At 45.2% G+C, this 20,518-nt stretch carries 17 protein-coding genes; 7 read left to right on the forward strand and 10 right to left on the reverse strand.

Annotated features, from left to right (window positions below; genetic code table 11):
• Positions 1–179 precede the first annotated feature (179 nt).
• Entirely contained in the window at positions 180–1,853 is a 1,674-nt protein-coding gene (locus tag MZO41_RS03490; protein ID WP_003641787.1) for a glycoside hydrolase family 13 protein, read from the forward strand.
• Positions 1,854–2,052: 199 nt separating this feature from the next.
• Here MZO41_RS03490 and MZO41_RS03495 read toward each other — a convergent pair whose 3' ends face one another.
• The gene (locus MZO41_RS03495) at positions 2,053–2,967 is read right to left on the reverse strand and encodes a LysR family transcriptional regulator (RefSeq protein WP_003643688.1); all 915 of its coding nucleotides are present in this window, start codon (positions 2,965–2,967) and stop codon (positions 2,053–2,055) included.
• A 986-nt stretch (positions 2,968–3,953) separates the two neighbouring features.
• On the opposite strand from MZO41_RS03495, the gene MZO41_RS03500 reads away from it, so the two are divergent.
• Entirely contained in the window at positions 3,954–6,863 is a 2,910-nt protein-coding gene (locus tag MZO41_RS03500) for a SpaA isopeptide-forming pilin-related protein (RefSeq protein ID WP_058906745.1), read from the forward strand.
• A gap of 66 nt (positions 6,864–6,929) precedes the next feature.
• Here MZO41_RS03500 and MZO41_RS16765 read toward each other — a convergent pair whose 3' ends face one another.
• From MZO41_RS16765 to serC, 7 genes are all read right to left on the reverse strand, one after another.
• Complete coding sequence (locus MZO41_RS16765) at positions 6,930–7,061, reverse strand: hypothetical protein (protein WP_003641790.1); 132 nt, start codon at positions 7,059–7,061, stop codon at positions 6,930–6,932.
• Positions 7,062–7,153: 92 nt separating this feature from the next.
• Positions 7,154–7,996 (reverse strand): helix-turn-helix transcriptional regulator, encoded by an 843-nt coding sequence (locus tag MZO41_RS03505; protein ID WP_003641791.1) that lies wholly within the window; start codon positions 7,994–7,996, stop codon positions 7,154–7,156.
• A 187-nt stretch (positions 7,997–8,183) separates the two neighbouring features.
• The gene (locus MZO41_RS03510; RefSeq protein ID WP_003646361.1) at positions 8,184–9,845 is read right to left on the reverse strand and encodes a peptide ABC transporter substrate-binding protein; all 1,662 of its coding nucleotides are present in this window, start codon (positions 9,843–9,845) and stop codon (positions 8,184–8,186) included.
• Between the two features lie 205 nt (positions 9,846–10,050).
• Complete coding sequence (locus tag MZO41_RS03515; protein WP_013355119.1) at positions 10,051–11,712, reverse strand: peptide ABC transporter substrate-binding protein; 1,662 nt, start codon at positions 11,710–11,712, stop codon at positions 10,051–10,053.
• A 152-nt stretch (positions 11,713–11,864) separates the two neighbouring features.
• Entirely contained in the window at positions 11,865–12,308 is a 444-nt protein-coding gene (locus MZO41_RS03520) for a GNAT family N-acetyltransferase (RefSeq protein ID WP_013355120.1), read from the reverse strand.
• Positions 12,305–13,483 carry a phosphoglycerate dehydrogenase gene (locus MZO41_RS03525; protein ID WP_252129643.1) on the reverse strand — a complete coding sequence of 393 codons (1,179 nt, stop codon included), beginning with the start codon at positions 13,481–13,483 and terminating at the stop codon, positions 12,305–12,307. The genes MZO41_RS03520 and MZO41_RS03525 overlap by 4 nt, the downstream gene beginning before the upstream one ends.
• A gap of 15 nt (positions 13,484–13,498) precedes the next feature.
• Positions 13,499–14,572, reverse strand: a complete 1,074-nt coding sequence (gene serC / locus MZO41_RS03530) for a 3-phosphoserine/phosphohydroxythreonine transaminase (protein WP_003641796.1) — start codon at positions 14,570–14,572, stop codon at positions 13,499–13,501.
• Between the two features lie 383 nt (positions 14,573–14,955).
• Between serC and MZO41_RS03535 the strand changes: the two genes are divergently transcribed.
• From MZO41_RS03535 to MZO41_RS03545, 3 genes are all read left to right on the forward strand, one after another.
• On the forward strand, positions 14,956–15,579 hold the full coding sequence (locus MZO41_RS03535; RefSeq protein WP_003641797.1) for a histidine phosphatase family protein: 624 nt from the start codon (positions 14,956–14,958) through the stop codon (positions 15,577–15,579).
• Between the two features lie 260 nt (positions 15,580–15,839).
• Positions 15,840–16,829 (forward strand): aldo/keto reductase, encoded by a 990-nt coding sequence (locus MZO41_RS03540; RefSeq protein ID WP_033099007.1) that lies wholly within the window; start codon positions 15,840–15,842, stop codon positions 16,827–16,829.
• Positions 16,830–17,330: 501 nt separating this feature from the next.
• Entirely contained in the window at positions 17,331–17,552 is a 222-nt protein-coding gene (locus MZO41_RS03545; RefSeq protein ID WP_003641799.1) for a hypothetical protein, read from the forward strand.
• Between the two features lie 2 nt (positions 17,553–17,554).
• Here MZO41_RS03545 and MZO41_RS03550 read toward each other — a convergent pair whose 3' ends face one another.
• Together MZO41_RS03550 and MZO41_RS03555 are read right to left on the reverse strand one after the other, a co-directional pair.
• On the reverse strand, positions 17,555–17,905 hold the full coding sequence (locus MZO41_RS03550) for an iron chaperone (RefSeq protein WP_013355123.1): 351 nt from the start codon (positions 17,903–17,905) through the stop codon (positions 17,555–17,557).
• On the reverse strand, positions 17,892–18,764 hold the full coding sequence (locus MZO41_RS03555) for an NFACT RNA binding domain-containing protein (protein ID WP_013355124.1): 873 nt from the start codon (positions 18,762–18,764) through the stop codon (positions 17,892–17,894). Before MZO41_RS03555 ends, MZO41_RS03550 begins: the two co-directional genes overlap by 14 nt.
• 176 nt (positions 18,765–18,940) lie before the next feature.
• Between MZO41_RS03555 and MZO41_RS03560 the strand changes: the two genes are divergently transcribed.
• Together MZO41_RS03560 and MZO41_RS03565 are read left to right on the forward strand one after the other, a co-directional pair.
• On the forward strand, positions 18,941–20,128 hold the full coding sequence (locus MZO41_RS03560) for an acetate/propionate family kinase (RefSeq protein ID WP_013355125.1): 1,188 nt from the start codon (positions 18,941–18,943) through the stop codon (positions 20,126–20,128).
• A gap of 130 nt (positions 20,129–20,258) precedes the next feature.
• On the forward strand, positions 20,259–20,438 hold the full coding sequence (locus tag MZO41_RS03565) for a hypothetical protein (RefSeq protein ID WP_015639870.1): 180 nt from the start codon (positions 20,259–20,261) through the stop codon (positions 20,436–20,438).
• The last annotated feature ends 80 nt before the right edge of the window (positions 20,439–20,518 follow it).

Here is a 20,518-nt window from a genome sequence, read left to right on the forward strand (position 1 = left end):
GTTTTTGATTCGTCAACTAAGATATGGCTAGAAACGTGTTAGGCTAACAAATAAATAGCGATTAGTGGGTACGCTCAAATGACCGACAATGGTAGAATGGTTAGTGTTGTAAGCGGTACCTTTTATGGTTGACCGTGACAAGTTTTTTAAAGCAAACTTTTTTAGGGGGATAATCATATATGGCTAATCAATGGTGGCAATCAGCGGTTGTTTATCAGGTTTATCCACGGTCGTTTCAGGATTCAAATGGTGATGGAATCGGTGATTTGCCAGGAATTACACAACGGTTAGATTATATTAAACAGCTCGGCGCGGATGTGATTTGGCTCAACCCAATTTACCGTTCACCCGGTGTCGATAATGGCTATGATATTAGTGATTATTACGATATTAATCCAGAATTCGGGACGATGGCTGATTTTGATCAATTATTAACAACGGCCCATGCGAAAGGGTTAAAAATCATGATGGACATTGTTGTCAACCATTCATCTGATCAAAATAAGTGGTTTACGACGAGTGCGCAAAGTAAGGATAATCCGTACGCGGACTATTATATTTGGCGTGATCCTGTTGATGGGCATGAACCTAACAACTGGGGTGGCTTTTTCGGTGGCTCTGCTTGGAAATATGTTGCCAGCCGTGATCAGTATTACTTACATTCATTTGCGGTTGAACAGCCAGATTTGAACTGGGATAATCCGCAACTACGGCAAGCAGTCTATGACATGATGAATTTCTGGGTCAATAAGGGCGTGGACGGTTTCCGCTTGGATGTCATTAACTTGATTTCCAAGCCTGATAGCTTTGCAGATGGGCAGCCAGAAGCTGGGGAACCATACGCGGCAATCGGTGGAATTATTGCCAATGGTCCGCATCTCCATGAATACTTACAAGAAATGAATCAGCAAGTGTTTGCAGGCCATCAACTGATGACGGTCGGCGAAACGCCTGGGGCTACGGTTGCTGATGCTAAGCAACTGGCAAGCGGCCAAGGTCAGGAATTAAACATGGTGTTTGAATTTGAACACATGGGCCTGGATGGTAATCCAGATCCGGCGCTAGGTAAGTGGAATGACCAGCCCGTCCGACTGGTTGACCTAAAGCAGAGCTTGTCTAAGTGGCAAATGGGCTTACAAGGGACAGCCTGGAATAGTCTCTATTGGAATAATCATGACCAACCGCGAATTGTGTCACGATTCGGGGATGAACGGCCAGCTTATCGGGAACGTTCAGCCAAAATGCTAGCGACCCTATTGCACTTTCTTCAAGGGACACCCTACATCTACGAAGGTGAGGAGCTAGGCATGACGAATGCCCATTTTACCAAGTTAACCGACTATCAAGACTTGGAATCACTGAATGCGTATCATCACTTTGTTGATGACGAACAGGTCGTTCAACCTGAACAGATGTTAGGTTATCTCGCCCATATGTCGCGGGATAATGCGCGTACACCGATGCAGTGGGATGATAGTCAGAATGCTGGGTTTTCAACGGCAACACCGTGGCTAGCGGTTAATGCCAATTATCCGCGGATCAACGCGCAACTCGCGCAACGAACGCCCGGTTCAGTTCTGAGCTATTATCAGCGGCTGATTAAGCTCCGGCACCATTTACCAGTCATAACGACGGGAACTTATCACCTATTATCACCTGATGATGCGGCCGTTTATGCCTATGTGCGGCATATGGGGTCGCAGCACCTGCTAGTAATTTGTAACTTTACTGCGGCAACCCAGACGCGACACTTTGCAGAATTACCCGCTGATGCGCATCTGTTGATCAGTAACTACGATGAAGATCATCAAGACGTATTACGAGCGTACGAAGCGAAAGTTTACCAGTTTTAGGTCACAATTAGCTTCGCTGCTGGAGTTGTGAATGTGATTTTTAACGGCGGTTGTGTGATTACGAGCACGAGTTGGTCGTGTAAATTTAATCGTGATGACTTAACCAAAAATGCGCCCCAATAAGAACGCCCAACCTATCATTCTAGATAAGTTGGGTATTTTTATTGGAGCGCATGTATGATTATGATCAAGTTTGTGGTTAAGATTTTTGTTCGGCATTGTCAGCCGCAAATGTTTTTTCAATAATGTCGATAACTTGTTTGACCAAGCCAATTGGAAATTGGTGGGCCCGACGAATCAAGTTGATATGCACGCTAGGAACCTGAACGTCGTCGAACGGAATCTCAACGAGACCATCGTCTTCACCATCGTTGGGGGTCGTGATGTCGGAAATGAAGCCTAGTGCCAGGTTCTCTTTAACTAATCCCTTGATCAAGGTGCTGCTATCAGATTCGAAGAGAACTTGGGGTTCAATCGAAAGTTGTTCAGCAAGTTGCCGGAAGACTAGTTTATTTAAGTAAGTTGCATTAAGCAGTACAAAAGGCGATTTTAGCGCTTCTGCAAAAGTCGGATGCTCAGCCTTTGCTAAGGGGTGCGCAACATTAGCGAGAATGCGAAATTTAAAAGGCCGTAATGGCGTTACTGCTAGCCGTTCATCCAATGTTTGATCCAAGTTACCACTGATGGCTAAGTCGAGTTGGCCGGCTAAAACCTGTTTGACGAGTTGATTAGCCCCCATTTCAACCGTGTGGACGCTACTAAGCAAATCTTGCTCGATGATTGGTTTTGTTAATGCCGGTAAATAATGTTCACTGACGGATGGTTCGATACCAAACCGCAGTGTATGTTGACGCAAATGACTGATTGATTCATTGACATGCTGCCAGTTGTTGATAATGTCGTTGGCTGCGAGCAATAGTTGCTGGCCACTAGGTGTTAACACCAGCGCCTTGGTCTTTGCTTGGCGAAAGAACAGTGTCACTTGAAAATGACGTTCTAGTCGTTTAATTGCTTGGGAGATTGTGGGTTGGCTAACGTGAAAATCAGCAGCCGTTTGCGTATAACTCTGAGTGCTGATTAAGCGTTGGAAGTAATACAAGTCTTTAATGTTCATGAAAAATGTAGCCTCCATAAAATATTAATGTTGGTTGCGCAATTAATAGTCGCAGGTAAGCAGGCTCCGACTGATTGATTAAAGCTGGTTATTATACGTCATGTTAATCATACCATTGTTATAACGAATAGTGTCAGGATAATTAGTGAAAATTAATTTACAAAATAGTTAACGCGCTTAAACTATAATGATTATTAATAAGAATGTTAGTGCTGATTGGTACAGATGTAGTGTTGCTGGTAAATTAAGTTTTGAGTCATTATATAATTTTATCAGTTAAAGGGCTGCCACATCGTTTTGATTATCATGACGTGTCGGTTGGTCTGATTAATCACCGGAAAAAAAGTTGCATTGCTTAAGTGGGAGTCGTTAGAAATAAAGGTTAAAGTGTTAAAGCGATAAGTAAACATTATGCAGATTAAAAAGCATACAAGTTAATGGCAAACTATTAGTAATAAAGCTATAAAAAATACTTATCAGTTAAGGCGCTGTTATATATCGCTCGATAAATCAATAATTGGTCTACGTGTCATCGGTAGCGCCAGTCTGCCCCGTTTCTCGACGTAATTAGTTGACAAGCAACTAAAGCAGTTAATGGGTTTAAATTATAAATGAAACGAATGACATCATTTTTACTGATTGCAATTAGTTAAATCTATATTAATCAGCATAAATTATTTTAATTAGCTAACAACTGTCACGAACTCGTCAAAATTGATGGCATACAACTTTTGTATAAAATATTATAATACTAATTATGATTCATGTCTTTAAAATGTTGATATATCGGTAAATTAATTAAGTGTACATAAATAAAAATTATATAGGTGTAATGAGCCTTTTGAACAAATATTGCTGGTATGTAACTGCTATCTGTGAGCGACGAATTTTGACAAAAAGTGTCTTCAAATTTGCGGAATGTGGTTTATAATTAAGGCGTGTAATCGGTTTAAAAGTTTTAACTTATATAAGAAAGGGGGGATATCATGCGATTAATCGATTTCAAAACTTGGATAATGGGAACGGCCGCCATGTTGACATTGATTGTGACAAATCAAACAGTGAGTGCGGCGGACACGGCTACCACTGCCACTGAAACGACGCAGACTTCTGGCTCGAGTACACTTGCTAATCAAGTGGTGTTGCGACAAACTACGAGCAGTAGCAGTAGCAGTAGCAGTAGCAGTAGCAGTAGCAGTAGCAGTAGCAGTAGCAGTAGCAGTAGCAGTAGCAGTAGCACGAAAGCATCGGCAACTGGTGCGGCGAATGAAACGGCGACTAGCAAAGCGGTCACCACGTCTGAGTCATCAACCCAATCATCTAGCACAACAGCTACTAGCCAAACGACTTCAGGTGTGACAGCCGCTCAGGCAACAACGGACAGTACTGATACGACAGCGACGTCCCGGGCGACGGCTAATGCCAAAGCGGATCAACGAGCGGCTAGTGCGAAGGCGAACAACGAGCAAGCAACGACCCAGAATCAGCAACAAACGACTAATATGTACAGTGGTGTCGTTACCAGTCAAAAAGACTCGGCGAGAACGGCAACTACAACGGATCAAGCAACTGCGTCTGTCGCGACACTGTCCAGAATGAGCCGGGCCAGTCTTCGCAGTTTAGCACAACGGGCAACGGTTGCGGTTCAGGGGCTCGATGCTACTGACGCAACGGTGACTGACGATGATGGTGTTACGTATAGCGCTACGGATGTATTGAGTCTGTATGCGAACTATATCGCGAAGTATCATTGGTCAATAGCCGATGATGTTAGCGTAACTGCTGGCAGTACAGCAACGGTGACCTTACCCGATAATGTTGTCTTTACCAATGGTACGCAGCATATTGATGTCCAAAAATCAGATGGAACGGTCGTCGGGACTTTTACGGCCGAGACCGGTAGTCAAACCGGAACACTAACTTTTAATGATTATTATGCGACTAGTGATCGTTATAATCGTCAAGGAGACTTAACGTTTTATGTTACTGGGACTAGCGCAACCACTGGCAGTAGTACGACTGGGATTAATAAGGTTGGCTGGGCCGATAGTAATAGTTTAGATCCTGATGGTAATCCCGCCAAAATGATCTGGCAAGTTGTCGCAAACATTAATAGTGAAAAGTGGCAGCAAGTTGCGATTGTTGATCAGCTGGGCCTTTATCAAACGCACGAAGGTACCATGACGTTGGAAACTGGTCATTATACTGACGGTGCCTTTGTTAAAGACGCGGCACTGGGCACTTATGATTTTGCAACGCAGCAGTTTACCTACGCTGATGGGGTATCAACACCACAAGTAACCGTGACGGTTGTGGGTCAGCAGATGACAATTAATATTGACCAATTAGATGTAGCGGTCAATATATTTTATGAAGTTGGTCTGACAGTAGGACATACGTACACCAATAATGCGGGTGTAACGTATGCACCTGTCATTGGAGATGCGACTGATCCAAATGAGGGCAGTTCGACAGGCGAACCAAAGAGTGAACAATCGAACGTGGCCGTTAGATTTGGTGGTTCCGGAACCGCTAGTGATGACATTCAGAGTTACAGTTTGGTCATTAATAAAACTGATGGTGACGGCCAGTCAGTTGCTGGTGCCACTTATCAGTTAGAGGATAGTACGGGTACGGTACTTCGGACCGATTTGGTGACTGATTCAGTTGGACAGTTACGCATTGGTAACTTGTCGGCTGGGACGTACATGCTGGTTGAGACGGCGGCTCCGAGTGGCTACCAAATCGACACGGCCAAGCACGTCTTCACGGTATCCGCAGCGCAAGCAACGGCTAACGTGGTCACAGGTAGTGTGGTTGACAAACGAATTGCTAAGACGGCGCTGACTGTTAACAAAGTTTGGGCTGACGTGCCAGCTGGAGTGCAAACGCCGACCGTTGAAGTGACGTTGCAACGCAATGGTCAAGCTTATCAGACCTTGCAATTAACGTCAGCAAATGGCTATACGGGCACTTTCAGTGATTTGGATGTGACGGATGTTTATGGCAATGCGTACACTTATACGGTGATTGAAACGGCCATTGCTGGCTATATCAGTAGTCAAACAACTAGTGGTGAGACGGTGACATTAACGAATACGTATCAAACCGGGAAATTGACGGTGATTAAGACGGATTCGAGTGGCGCCAATCGCTTGGCCGGGGCGGTTTTTGCCGTGAAAAATGCTGCCGGAACGCTGGTTGCTCAGTTGACAACTGATGCGACTGGTCAAGCACAGCTTACAGGTCTAACGCAAGGCGCTTATACGGTTAGCGAAATTCAAGCACCGGACGGTTACTTGATCAATACACAGGCGCAAGTGCTTGTGTTGAATGAGCAAAGCGCTTATCAAGGCCAATTAGTTTTTGCCGATGAGGTCGAACCAAGTGAACCGAGCGAACCAAGCGAACCGAGTGAACCAAGTGAGCCGAGCGAACCGAGTGAACCAAGTGAGCCGAGCGAACCGAGCGAACCAAGTGAACCGAGCGAACCAAGTGAACCAAGCGAACCAAGCGAACCGAGCGAACCGAGCGAACCAAGCGAACCGAGTGAACCAAGTGAACCAAGTGAGCCGAGCGAACCAAGTGAACCGGTGCTACCAGGACACGCTGACGAGGATAGTGATTCAGATCAGGTTGTCACAACGAAGACTGAGACAGCTAAGTTAGTCAAGCAAACTAATTTAGTAACCACGACTCAGCCAACGAAATTGTTAGGACAGCCAATAAAATTAGTAGCAACTTCTAAACCAGTTGTTAAAGTTACAAAAGCAACTAATCGCAAGTCGGCGCAACAATTGCCACAGACTAGTGAACAATCAATGGATTGGCTAATGATTTTGGGCTGGTTCTTGCTAGGGCTAACAGTTGTTAGTCGTCAACGGCGATTTAATTAAACAAAAAGGCTACTGGAATTTCGCTTCCAGTAGCCTTTATTTATATCATAGATAAGTGTCGCCACATTATCGACGATTTTGAGATGTGCGTTGGTCATGCTTAATTCTGACTGGTTGGGCAGCGGGAACACGGGCGCCAGCCACGACGCCGGCAACGGCAGCTAGTCCGGCTGCGGCCAATAAACCTGCTAATAACATGGGCAAGACCTCCTCAATAGTTGTAAAAACTCGTCTTTTAATACTTGCAGTTTAGGCGACTTATTAACAAAAATCAATTATTTAACCGTAAATTAGTGAGAATCTGAATAACTTGAAATATTCTTAAGTAATTGCCGGTTATTGTTCATTCTGGCAAGGGCGGCCGCATCATTTAAATATTCATGAATTTGATCCGGTTCATCGGATAATTGAGCCTGTAAGAATTTGATCCGCGCTGCGTAATAGGTAACGTGGAATCGCGCACAAATCTCAATCCCGTAGTTTAATAACTGCAAACTCCGCGGTGTATCATTAATGTTAGCGTAAAAAGCCCCCGTATAATAAGCTAAGTTAATCACGCGCCAAACACTAGCGGTCGTTTCTAGCGGTAGGTTCGGTAGGGCGTGGCGTACTTTTTCAAAATAGTACTGGGCTTTATCGTTATCCTGGTTCTGCTGATAAGCAATCCCGATACCACAGTAGGCCAGCTGTGTATAGATTGTGATGTGAGCCTCGTCCAAATCGGTGATGATTTGGTCAAAATTAAAGATGACATCACTGATCGGGTGGTGGTTAAGGGCAGCAACATAGCCTTTTAGATAACAATATTGTAATTTGGTTTCGCGGTCATGTCGCGGCATATCCGCAGCCTTTTCAAGTTGTACTTCGGCATCTTGATATTCAGTTGTAATGAGGTCGAACTCGACCTGTTCCAAAATCTTCAAAACAGCGGCATCAGCGACGCGTTCGGTTGGAAAGACATCTTCCAATTGTAGGTTGAGTCGCTGACAAAGTTGGGCAACGATTCGTATGGCAGGTGCTTTGCCATTGTTCTCGAACTTACTTAGTGTCGCCTGAGTACAAATACCATCTGCTAGGGCCTTTTGTGAAAGTCCTAGGGCTTTGCGGCGGGCGATGAAAAGCTCAATGTTCATACCATCAACGCTTCCTTTACATATTTAAGTCATAATTGAAACAGCTTTCATTTACCCTAATTAAAAACTTTTTATATAATTTTGTCAATATTTAAACATAATCTTGCATATTCTAAAAATATATCTTGACTATATAAAAAACGCTCGCTAGTCTTTGCTAGTGAGCGTCTGTGAGTTATCTGATGGTTTATTTTGCCATATAGGCGTCTTTGAAGTTATAGTTGGTACCAGAAGTGTTATAAATCAGGCCCTTTAACTTAGGGTTGACCATCTGTGCCAGCGTTGTTTGAGTTAATGGTGCAACGCCTTCATCCGTCCCAATAATTTTTTCAGCTTTGCCTAGAGCAGTCCAGCGTACTGTCGGATCAGTTGCTTGCTCGGCCTGCTTGACAGCAGCGTCATAATCAGCATTTTTCCACTTACCAAAGTTGTAATCATTCGTGGAAGTGAGAATGCCTAGGTCAGAGATGGGGTCGGCGAAGTCAGCTTGCCAGCCAGAAATAGCGAGTTGGAAATCACCCGATGTTTCACGTGCAAGTCGGTTTTTGAATGGCAAGGTAATATCGGTAATCTTCAAACCGGGTAGTTCCTTTTCTAGCTGTCCCTGAACATATTCGGCCGTCTCTTTGGTTTGGTCAATATTATCGTGCGTAAGCGTTAAGGTTAATGACTTTTTGCCGGTTTCTTTTAATCCTTCTGCCCACAGTTTCTTGGCCTTAGCGGTGTCTTGAGTTGTCGCCGCACTAACTGCATTTTCAGTAGCGAAATCTTCACCAGTCGTTGGATCGGTTGCGAGCCCGGTGGTGACAAAGCCCTTTGGAACTGCTGAGCCATCCGCTAGTACGTCCGTGACAAGTTGGTGCCGGTCAATAGTTAAGGACATCGCTTGCCGGAGCTTGGCATTAGCTAGCGCGGGCACCTTTTTCTGATTAAACTCGAGGTAGTTCAGACGGGATGTCTTACGGAGCACTAACTTGGGATTATTCTTTTCGTTTTTGACTTGTTCGCCGCTCAGGGTGGCCATGTCGAGTTTGTTGCTCTGGAATAAGTTGAATCCGGTCGTGGTTGACTTAACGACTTGGTCATTGATCTTTTCTAAGTAAACGTGTTTTTTATCCCAATATTTAGGATTGCGGTTCAGGGACCATGTCGTATTAGTGCCTTTCCAGCCCTTCATGGTAAACGGCCCATCGTAGACCATCTTGGTGGCCGTTGTCCCATAGTCCTTGCCGTATTTCTGTACGGCGTGTTGGTTCTGCGGGAAGAAGATGGCAAAGCCCATTAGGAGTTTAAAATAAGCCATGGGTTTATCAAGTGTCACGGTTAGCTTGTATTTACCGTCAGCTTTAATTCCTAAACTATTGGCTTTAGCTTTACCATTGGTGATTTGGTCGGCATTCTTGATACCAGAATAAAGATAAGCATATTGCGAAGCGGTCTTGGGATCGATGGTTCGCCGCCAACTATAAACGAAATCTTGAGCGGTTACGGGATCGCCGTTGCTCCACTTGGCGTCTTTGCGCAATGTGAACGTATAAGTTTTTTTATCTTTGGAAATGACAGTATGGGTCGCAATGCCCGGTGTGATTTTATTATTATTGCCAATACGGTAGAGGCCCTCCATCGTGTTATTGATCATATTGGCACTGATCGAATCGGTGACTAGCGAAGTATCCAAAGTCGTTAGTTCGGAGCCATTTTCTGACCAGTTCAAGACTTGCTTTTGTGCCATTCCCGCGCGTAAGTTCCCCGCATTATCTGACTTGGACTGACCTTGACTACAGGCAGCTAACAAAAGGCCGGTCGATGCGGCCGCAGTAGCAGTTGTCAACATTACTTTCCATTTCATAGTAAAACTTCCCCCCAACTTGAATGGTCACGAGAATACATTAAAGCAAGATTAAAATCAATGTTTTGATTCTAATAATTAAAGTAATTAACAGCCGCAAAATGTGTCAAGGAACACAAAAAAAGTACCGTAGTTTGTTGCTACGATACCTTTTATTGTGCGATTTAAGGGTAGTTTGACGTGAGGCGATGCTAGTTAGGTCACCTTATTTGTCCATATAGGCACTCTTGAAGTTATAGTTAATGCCCGCCGTGTTGTAGACTAGGCCTTTCAGCTTAGGGTTGACCATTTGTGCGATGACGTTTTGTGAGAGCGGTGCGACCCCTTGATCCGTCGCCATCGTCTTTTCAGCGGTTGCGAGTGCTTGCCAACGCTTCGTTGTACTGGTTGTACTATTTGCTGTGTTGATAGCACTATCGAAAGTCTTGTTGGTCCACTTACCAAAGTTGTAATCGTTAGTTGATGTCATGATACCGAGGTCTGAAACTGGATCAGCAAAGTCGGCTTGCCATGCGGAGATGACCAGCTGGAAATTACCCGCAATTTCTCGGGAAATTCTCGTCTTATAAGGAACGGTGACACTTTGCACTTTAAGTCCCGGTAACTCCTTTTCCAATTGTCCCTGAACGTATTCAGCGAGGGCCTTCATCTGATCTGTATCGTCATGAGTTAACGTTAAGGTAACCGACTTCTTGCCGGTTTCTTTTAGTCCTTGTTTCCAGAGCTTTTTAGCTTTGGTGGTGTCCTGAGTAACAGCTGATTTACCCGTATTTTCGGTGGCAAAGTCCTTACCAGTCGTTGGATCAGTAGCAAGTCCGGTCGTAACAAAGCCCTTTGGAGTGACGGAACCATCGCCGAGGACATCGTTGACCAACTGCTTACGATTCAAAGTCAGTGACATTGCTTGACGAATCTTCTTATTGGCGAGTAACTTCACCTTCTTTTGATTGAATTCCAAGTAATTTAGACGTGAAGACTTACGGATGACCAGTTTGTTATTATTCTTTTCGTTCTTGACTTGTTGTCCAGATAACGTTGCCATGTCGAGCTTATTACTCTGGAAGAGGTTAAAGGCTGTCGTCGTCGACTTCACGACTTGGTCTTTGATCTTAGTTAAGTAAACGTGTTTTTTATCCCAGTAATTAGGATTGCGCTTAAGTGTCCAGGTTGAGTTGGTCCCTTTCCAACCAGTCATCTTGAATGGCCCGTTGTAAACCATCTTGCTGGAACTGGTCCCGTAGTCCTTTCCGTATTTTTCCACCGCGTGCTGGTTTTGCGGGAAGAAGACCACGAAACCCATCAATAATTTGAAATACTGCATGGGCTTTTCAAGTTTGACGGTCAGCTTATACTTACCATCGGCCTTGATGCCCAAGGTACTAGTCTTGGCTTTGCCGCTGACGATTTTGTCAGCATTTTTGATACCGGAATATAAGTAGGCGTATTGGGAAGCCGTCTTCGGATTAACTGTACGACGCCAGCCATACACAAAGTCTTGTGCGGTCACTTGATCGCCATTACTCCATTTGGCATTTTTACGCAGGGTAAAAGTATAAGTCTTTTTATCTTTGGACACGGTCGTTTTAGTGGCAATACCTGGTGTGACCTTACTGTTTTTACCTAATCGATACAAACCTTCTTGCGAATTACTGATCATCGTCCCACTGATAACATCAGTGGCTAAGGACGGGTCAAGGGTGGTCAAATCCTGGCCGTTTTCCGACCAATTGAGGACTTGAGTCTTGGCCATTTTGGCCGTTGTGTTGCCGGCATTGCTTGAACTGGATGAGGACTGACCACAGCCGACGAGTAAAACGCCGGTCGTTGCCGTTAACGTGGCAACTGTGGCAAATAATTTCCATTGCATATATGTACCCCCTGCTTCAAATGATTATGATATGTAGATGAGAATACATTAAAATTAGATTAAATACAATATTATTTTTTTAATCATTAATATTATTAAGCAAATAAAGCCAGTACGACTCGTTAAGAATCGTACTGGCTTAATTAAGAAAACTAACGTTGCCATTGCAGCGTATATTCTGGTTGCTGGGTTGCTTGGTCACTAGCCTGATCAATGACACGGAAACCGTGATAGTGATAAAAGGCAATGGCTGGGCGATTAGCAACATAGACGTTTAATTGTAATTGATGATGGTCAGCTTGGGCAGTCGCCAATAGCGCCGTCCCCAGACCTTGATGTTGAGCATCATTGCAAATGAAAATTCCGGCAATGTAATCGTTTTGTAAGCCTATAAAGCCCAGAATATAAGCTTCAGGTCCGTCGGTCAGTCCGACAATGAGTTCGGCTGATTGTAATGCTTCACGTACTAAGGGGGCTTGTTGACGCCAGTAGTCGGCACTGACAAAGTCATGGGCCGTTAAATTACCACTTAACCAGATTGTCATTAACTGATCGAGTTGGTGAGTTGTCGGGTGTTGTAAGTGTTCAATCTTCATTCGACGCTACCCCGTTTTAATAGTCGAACGCGACTCACTGCCGGAATTTTAGACAGTTCAGCTATTAGGTCGGCTTGTTGTGGCTGCTGTAGGTCGTCGACGTCAATGATGGTGTAAGCAATCTGGTGCTTAGCGGCGTTAGCCATGGTAGTGATGTTGAGGTTGGCCGCTGCTAGTTTGGCCGTGATTTGGCTCACCATGTTAGGCACATTTTCGTGAATGACTGTAAAGCGGTAAGCCGCGTTGAACGGGACGTTTAAGTCTGGCAGATTGATGGCCGCATGAACGTTACCGGTTTCCAAATAAGTCATGATAGTGCGCGCAGCTTGTGTGGCACCGTTGATTTCAGCCTCGATAGTCGAGCCACCAATATGGGGTGTCACGGTAACCGCGGATTGGTTGGCAAGCTGGGGTTCGCCAAAATCGGTGTAGTAGTGGGCAACTTGTCCCGTGGCTAACGCATTCATCACGGCAGTATTGTCGACGATGCCCAGCCGTGAATAATTAAATAATTGAACGCCTCTTGGCATGGCGGCTAACGCATCTTTATTAATCAGATGAAGTGTGTCGGCATTTTTAGGAACGTGGATGGTGACAAAATCAGCTTGTTTGACTGCATCTGGCAGCGTGGCCGCTCGCTGGACTTGTTTGGCAATGTTCCAAGCGGCATCTGCGGATAGATAGGGGTCGTAACCAATTACATTCATGCCTAGACTCAATGCTGCATTGGCAACGAGAGCGCCAACATGGCCGAGTCCGATGACGGCCAAGGTCTTACCCGTTAATTCGATACCATTAAATTGCGTCTTGTCGTGTTCTGTGCGTTGAGAAATATCAGCTTCGGTATGCTGGGCCGAATAGGTCGTTGCAGCTATTAGATTACGGGATGCCATAATGAGCAGGCCGATGATGAGTTCCTTAACGGCATTAGCGTTACTTCCCGGGGTGTTGAAAACTGCAGTCCCGTTGGCGGTTGCCTGATCGATAGGAATGTTGTTAACGCCGGCACCAGCGCGCACAATGACTTTCAACGATGACGGTAATGTCTCGGTATGTAGGTTGACCGAGCGAATTAAGTAAGCATCCGGATGCTCAGATTGATTGAGCGTGTAATCAGCAGTAAACGTGTTGAGGCCGGCTGGGGCGATGGCGTTATAGGTTTTAACTTGATACATAAATATCCTCCTTGATTAACGATGGTGTGCTTCAAAAGCAGCTAGATAGTCAACTAATGCCTGAACACCGGCTAACGGCATGGCGTTATAGAGACTGGCACGCATACCGCCAACTAAGCGGTGACCCTTTAGGTTTAATAACCCGTGCTCACGGGCACCTTGAATGACTGCGGCATCGAGGTCGGCCTGACCTGTGACGAATGGAACGTTCATGGTCGAACGGTCGCTGGTCTTGACTGGATTAGTAAATAATTGTGACTGGTCTAAGAAATCATAGAGTAAGGCGGCTTTAGCGTGATTGCGAGCAGTCATTGTGCTGAGCCCGCCTTGGGCCTTTAGCCACTTGAGTACGAGACCCGCGGCGTAAATAGCAAAAACAGGCGGCGTGTTGAACATCGAATCTTTAGCCGCGAATAGCTGGTAATCCAGCATGCTTGGCAGGTTGGCGACTTGACCAATTAAATCATCACGGACAATGACGATTGTCAAACCAGCGGGACCCAGATTCTTCTGAGCACCAGCAAAGATGAGCCCAAAATCGCTGACTTGGTAAGGTTCACCTAAAAAGTTTGATGACATGTCGGCTACCAGTGGTACTTGACCCGTAACTGGCAGGCGCGTCATCATGGTTCCTTCAATAGTATTATTAGTTGTAAGATGAATATAATCGAGGGATTGATCGATGGGCTGGACGACCGTTGGCAGTTGGTTAAAATGGTTGGCAGCGCTACTCCCCAGTATCGTGACTTTAGTACCGACCCGTTTAGCTTCATCGGCGGCGCGTTGTGCCCAGTGACCGCTGTCAAGCAACCCGATACGATGATGAGGCGCCAGATTTAGTGGCGCAGCTGTGAATTGTAGCGTGCCCCCGCCTTGAAAGAAGAGCACGTGATAGTTGTCAGGAATGGCCATTAAATCGCGAAGATCTTGTTCGGCATCTTGAAGGACTTGCGCAAATAAATCGGAGCGATGTGAGATCTCTAAAATGCTCATGCCGGAGTCTCGAAATGATGGTAGCTCCGCTTGAATTTGAGTGATGACTGGTTGTGGTAGAACGGCTGGCCCAGCAGAAAAATTATAAATTGGCATGAAAAATCCTCGCTTTCAGTAGTTTAATCAAGGTAATAAAAAAGTCCTCGCAGTCGGTTTCGACTACCAGGACGGATAATAACGAGATTAAGCAATTCCACCTGGTAGCGAATGTCTTAGCATCCGTGCTCAGGCTGATTTGCGTACGCAAAATTAGGCCGACACAGATGGGTGTGTAGACCAGGAGGAACTGATATGATGATTGATAGGATTAGTTAGAACCATCAGTTGGACACTCCTTCGTTAAACTGGTGTTGGCACCAGTCGGTTAATTGCGTTGGTATTAATTTAGCAAGCACGTAACCATTTGTCAAGCTAGATAATGAGAAAAGACTGTGGCACAATTAGTATTATTAATAATAATTTAATCTTGGAGGTGCACGATGACAACCTTTTACGTGGTACGACATGGACAAACAGCGGCCAACGCACAAAATTTAAAACAAGGCACGATTAATACAGCCGTCACGCATTTGAATTCGGTTGGCAAGCAGCAAGCGCAAACGTTGCACGATACGTTTGATATTAGCTTCGCGGACCGGTTGATTTGTAGCCCGCTTGACCGAACCCAGGCCACGGCGGCGATTTTGAATCAAGGTCGGCAACTACCTGTTAGCCAGGACGAGCGGTTATTGGAAATTTCATACGGACAGTGGGATGGACAGGATAATGATCAGTTGCTAGCGGCCTATCCGCAGTACTTTGATCCACTTTTACAGGACGTTTTGCCAAGCTACGTGGAGGTTGCGACGGATGGCGAGACTTTTGAGCACGTGCAACAACGGGTAGCGGCATTTTTGAAGACAACAGCACAAGCCCATCCAGACGAGCAGATCATTGTCGTGACCCATGGTTTTACCGTCAAAGCCATGGCCTTAGCGATACTAAAGCCGACCGATCCGATGAGCTTACCGGAACCAGCTAATACGAGCGTCACTAAAGTAATGGTGGATGCTGTCCATGGTCGCCAATATTTAGCATATTATAACCGCCTACCTCAATTCTGACGCGCAATGACTTAACGAACGGGCGATTCCGGGCTACAATAGATGGTGGTTTGAAATAGCCACGCACTGTTGAACCTTATTTCAAATCAAAGTCTAATTAGGCAGCAACAGCAGACATCACATATAAACTCCTAAGTGAGGTGGTCCTAGCATTTGGCGAGGATCGCCTTTTTGTATCCGCTTAAGCGTTTGATCAGTACCAATATTACAGGCGCGGTATAATATAAATAGTATTCAAAAATTAGATGAGGTGAGTAATGATGACATATTCAGCAGCATCAACGCGCTATGACGAATTACCGATTCGACGCGTGGGTAAGACGGGGCTACAATTACCCGTTGTCTCGTTAGGGTTATGGCGAAATTTTGGGGATGAAGCGCCGTTTGCCAATTCACGAAAAGTGGTTCTAGATGCCTTTGATCATGGCGTCTTTAGCTTTGATTTAGCAAATAATTATGGACCATCGAAGGGATCGGCAGAGCGGACGTTCGGACAAATTATGCAACGAGATTTAAAGCCGTATCGTGATGAGCTCGTCATCACGACTAAAGCCGGATATCCGGCCTGGTCAGGGCCGTATGGGGCTTTCGGCTCACGCAAAACGTTGATCAGTTCATTGGATCGTAGTCTTAAGCAAATGCATTTAGATTACGTCGACATTTTCTACTCACATCGTCCAGACCCTAACATCGATTTGTATGAAACTGCCGCAGCCCTTGACCAGTTGGTTCGTCAGGGGAAGGCGTTGTATGTCGGAATTTCAAATTATGACCGCGACCAAACGGCAACGATGATTAAGTATTTCAATGAGATGCACACGCCGTTTACGGTTAATCAGTACTCATATAACATGTTGAATCAACAGGCTCAAACAGCGGGCCTGATTGACTATCTCGGCCAGCATAATGCGGGCTTGGTGGCATATGGTCCATTAGCTGAAGGATTATTGACGCAGCGCTACTTACAAGGAATTCCAGCCGATTTTCCGATTCATCGAACGAATAAATATTTATTTGATCAGGGGACTGCAGCCGTTGTCAATCAGTTGAATGCCCTGAACAGAATCGCTGAGCAACGGGGACAAACCTTGGCCCAAATGGCTTTGGCTTGGCTACTACGGTCACAGGTCGTCACGAGCGTCATCATTGGTACGACCAATGTCGACCACTTGCACGCTAATCTTGAAGCAACGCACAATTTAACCTTTAGTGATGATGAAGTAAAAGCTATTACCGCGATTCTAAAGTAAATTGCATTAAAGGCCACTCCCCCAATATGCCGGGGAGTGGCCTTTTTATTAGCGCGTCCTGTTTATTAAGGTCAAAAATAGCTCACTCTTAGGCTCGTTAGGTAGACTCCTGTTCTTCAGCAATAATCGCCCTATTTCCGACCTCCGGGGCGGAGCGACAATTGCTGGAACGTAAACCGACATCGATTTGAGCCCGAACCCGCCCAGTCTCAAATACGAGACTTATTCTAAGCTGGCGGTTTTTGAATTTAATGACGGTCATGTTTTGAACTGAGCCATAGCCGTGCGCTAACTTCAACTGACCGAATCCGGGCAATTTTAAAATAATTTGGGCGAATGTTCGGTAACCTCGGTAGTTAACGGCATAATTAGTTAGCTGGTGAAATTACTGATTGGTACAAGTGACCGGTTTATCAACGTCATCAAAATGTAATAGTTTTTATCGAACGTACGTTCTAAAAATGTGCTATGATGGAGCTACTATTTCGATGAGGTGATCTAATGGAACAGCTGAAACCAATTGAAGCGTCGTTATTGCAAGCTTATGAGTTAAACTGCGTGGTTCGGTTAACTTTAAGTGATGGTCATCAGCCGAGTGGCTTAATTGCGGCTGTGGACGACCAGCAGCTTTTTTTGAATCAGCAAGCGGGAGTCGTTAAGCCGATTGCGTTGAGTGACGTAACCGCCATTGATTTTCTTAAACAGTCTTGGTGGCAGCGGTAATCCTAAAGGTCGTATTTCGCTATGATTTCGTGACGACGGAATTCGGTAATAGCAGTAATCAATTCAAGTGGTAGGGGCTGATCCAGCGGAAACTGGATGGCCCCTTTGCTTGTTTTATAGGTGATTAATTGATCATGAAAAGTCTCAATTGCACTTGGCGTTGGGTACAAGCCAAAGTGATGTTTGAATAAAGCAAAATGGATGACGTTTTCGTGCCAATAGAAGGTCGGCATCTGGTACTTTAACTGCTCTTGCGCCTCTGGTAAGACCGTTGCAATGGTTTGCTGTAAGGCTATTAATTGCGATTGATAGGCTTGTGGTGTGTTAGCAATATAGGTCTCAATCGGCGTCATGGTGAATATCTTCCTGGTCACGTAATTCAGTAGCTAAAGTAGCATCAGGGACAACGGTGATCGTGCGTGCAGGACCACTAAAGGTGACAAGCCCAGCCTTAGCACCCTTGGGTTTACGCATCTGGCCAACGGTGAGCACATCAACAGGTACGCGGTTCATCTGACGACCCTTACTGTAATAGGCCGTCAGTACGGCCGCTTCCTGCAAGGTTTGTTCACTCGGATGATTACTGTGAATAACCACGTGTGAACCGGGAATTTCACCACCCGCGTGCATCCAGTAGTAATCTTTACGGGCCGTCAATGTTAGGTGGTCGTTTTGACGACTATTTTTACCAACTTCAACCAGCACGTGGTCGTGCGTGTAAAAGCGGCGGGGATGGGCGGGTGTTGGGGCCTTAGATGAGTGTAAAACGTGGGTATGAATCGCGCCCGCAGCAATCAGTGTTTGCTTAAGCGCGGCGACCGCTTGTGGATCATTAGGGTCGAAAGCTGCTTGAGTTGCTAATTGCTGGTATAGTTCGGTCTTGGCCGTCGCCAAATTTTGTTGAACGGTCGCTTGACCGCGTTTGCTTTTGTGATAACGATGAAAATAATCCTCGGCATTTTCAATAATTGATTTTTTAATATCGAGTTTAATACTGAGTTGGTGGCCTTGATAGTCGGGCAATTCGACGAAATGATGGTGCCCCTCGATCTGGCTAGCATACGTCTTCAATAACGTGCCCTTGAGTTGCAAATCACTGACATCAGGCAGGTGGTCTAATGCTTTAGTTAATGATTCGATTTGTTTACGCGTGTGGTGAATTAAGTGCGCTAATCCAGTTTGGACTAGGTCGACATCGGTTGTGGTCGTCATTAATTGGGTTCCTCTAATCTGTAAAAGTTAACGTCTTAATAATAACATGTTCTGGTTAGTTAACAGTGGAAGATTGGGACTAGCGAATGAATTAAGATGTCAAATGACACGATTGAAAAAAGTTGAGCAATTTTCAGAAAAGTTCGGTATTCTATTACATGGGAGTTGATTGAGAAATGCAAAAAACATTAATTATTAACGCAGGTAGTTCATCATTGAAATGGCAATTATTTGCTATGCCTGCTGAAACGGTGGTTGCTAGTGGTCTCGTTGAACGGATTAGTATGCCCGGTTCAATTTTCACCATCAAGTATGGTGACCATCAAAAGTTTGAAACGACAGTCGATAATTTAGATCAAAATCATGCGGCGGAGATGTTATTGGCTGAATTACAGCGATTAGCAATTATTGACTCATTAACGGAAATTACGGCAGTTGCTCACCGAGTCGTTGCGGGTGGCGAAACGTTCAAGCAAGCAGTTGAAGTGACGCCAGCGGTACTCGAGGCCATTAAGGGGCTTAGTGACTTTGCACCATTGCATAATCCGATGGAGGCACGTGGTATTGAGACGATGGCTCAGGCTTTACCGACCGTTAAACAGTACGCGGTATTTGATAGTCAATTCTTTACCGATTTACCAGAAATGAATGCAATTTACAGTTTGCCATATGAATTGACCCAAAAATACCATATTCGCCGTTACGGTGAACATGGTATCTCGCATGGTTACTTAACCGGTCGGGCTGCAGAACTGCTGGCTAAGCCGAAAGATGACCTCAACCTGGTGACGTTACACTTAGGTAGTGGCGCGTCATTAGCTGCCGTAAAAAATGGCCGGGCCTTCGACACATCGATGGGCTTTACGCCATTAACGGGTGTCACAATGGGAACGCGCGCGGGTGACGTTGATCCGGCCGTATTGCCATTCCTCATGAAAGCTTTAAAGATCGATGATCCGAATGAAATCATGATGATGCTTAACAATCAGTCTGGGTTGTTAGGAATCTCAGGAATTTCACCAGATATGCGTGAAATCCGTGCGCAAGAAGCCACGAATCCCCAAGCCCAACTAGCTGTTGAAATTTTTGTCAATCGGATTGTTAAGTATGCCGGTAGCTATTTGACAGAATTAAAACGGGCGGATGCGCTGATTTTTGCGGGCGGCATTGGCGAGCATAATGCGACCTTGCGCCAGCAAATTATTGATGAACTGAGCATCTTTGGTGTGACCCTGGATCCGAAATTAAATGAAGCGGGTCAAGAAGGACTCATCAGTGGCGCAGATTCCAAGATTAAAGTGATGTTGATCCCAACTAACGAAGAATTAGCGATGGTGCGACAAGTTGCGGCGTTGCAAAATTAAGCTTCTCTTAATTTACGACTGCAATCAGTCTGCCGCTGTATAGCGCGTGCTATACTAACTGGCAAGGTACCCATGATGGGACTTGTAAGGAGGGAAGCTCTCTTCGCAGAGCGCATAGATGATCGGTTTATTGATTGCTTTAGTAATTGGTTTATGGTTGCTCAAAGTTATCTTTAAAATTGGTTTTAAAATTATCGGTTGGGTGTTCATGATTGTGATTGGGTTGTTTTTATTTAAAATCGCATTATGGTTAGGCCTGATCGTCGTGGCGATTGCCGGCGTTGCATTATTCGGAAATGCCACCACGTAATTTGAAAGATAAAGATGAGCGTTGTTAAAACTAGTGTCATCGGCACGCTAGCCGTAAAGGCGGCTTGTTGGAACTAAATA

The organism is Lactiplantibacillus sp. C232 (assembly GCF_023806725.1).
GTDB lineage: Bacteria > Bacillota > Bacilli > Lactobacillales > Lactobacillaceae > Lactiplantibacillus > Lactiplantibacillus plantarum.

What these genes read in the sequence shown, in the direction of transcription:
- MZO41_RS03505 (WP_003641791.1), bottom strand. Translation starts at nt 7,996, where the DNA reads ATGAACATTGAGCTTTTCATCGCCCGCCGCAAAGCCCTAGGACTTTCA.
- MZO41_RS03515 (WP_013355119.1), bottom strand. Translation starts at nt 11,712, where the DNA reads ATGCAATGGAAATTATTTGCCACAGTTGCCACGTTAACGGCAACGACC.
- MZO41_RS03555 (WP_013355124.1), bottom strand. Translation starts at nt 18,764, where the DNA reads ATGACGACCACAACCGATGTCGACCTAGTCCAAACTGGATTAGCGCAC.
- MZO41_RS03550 (WP_013355123.1), bottom strand. Translation starts at nt 17,905, where the DNA reads ATGACGCCGATTGAGACCTATATTGCTAACACACCACAAGCCTATCAA.
- MZO41_RS03535 (WP_003641797.1), top strand. Translation starts at nt 14,956, where the DNA reads ATGACAACCTTTTACGTGGTACGACATGGACAAACAGCGGCCAACGCA.
- MZO41_RS16765 (WP_003641790.1), bottom strand. Translation starts at nt 7,061, where the DNA reads ATGTTATTAGCAGGTTTATTGGCCGCAGCCGGACTAGCTGCCGTTGCC.
- MZO41_RS03560 (WP_013355125.1), top strand. Translation starts at nt 18,941, where the DNA reads ATGCAAAAAACATTAATTATTAACGCAGGTAGTTCATCATTGAAATGG.
- MZO41_RS03540 (WP_033099007.1), top strand. Translation starts at nt 15,840, where the DNA reads ATGACATATTCAGCAGCATCAACGCGCTATGACGAATTACCGATTCGA.
- MZO41_RS03495 (WP_003643688.1), bottom strand. Translation starts at nt 2,967, where the DNA reads ATGAACATTAAAGACTTGTATTACTTCCAACGCTTAATCAGCACTCAG.
- MZO41_RS03545 (WP_003641799.1), top strand. Translation starts at nt 17,331, where the DNA reads ATGGAACAGCTGAAACCAATTGAAGCGTCGTTATTGCAAGCTTATGAG.
- MZO41_RS03525 (WP_252129643.1), bottom strand. Translation starts at nt 13,483, where the DNA reads ATGTATCAAGTTAAAACCTATAACGCCATCGCCCCAGCCGGCCTCAAC.
- MZO41_RS03500 (WP_058906745.1), top strand. Translation starts at nt 3,954, where the DNA reads ATGCGATTAATCGATTTCAAAACTTGGATAATGGGAACGGCCGCCATG.
- serC (WP_003641796.1), bottom strand. Translation starts at nt 14,572, where the DNA reads ATGCCAATTTATAATTTTTCTGCTGGGCCAGCCGTTCTACCACAACCA.
- MZO41_RS03490 (WP_003641787.1), top strand. Translation starts at nt 180, where the DNA reads ATGGCTAATCAATGGTGGCAATCAGCGGTTGTTTATCAGGTTTATCCA.
- MZO41_RS03520 (WP_013355120.1), bottom strand. Translation starts at nt 12,308, where the DNA reads ATGAAGATTGAACACTTACAACACCCGACAACTCACCAACTCGATCAG.
- MZO41_RS03510 (WP_003646361.1), bottom strand. Translation starts at nt 9,845, where the DNA reads ATGAAATGGAAAGTAATGTTGACAACTGCTACTGCGGCCGCATCGACC.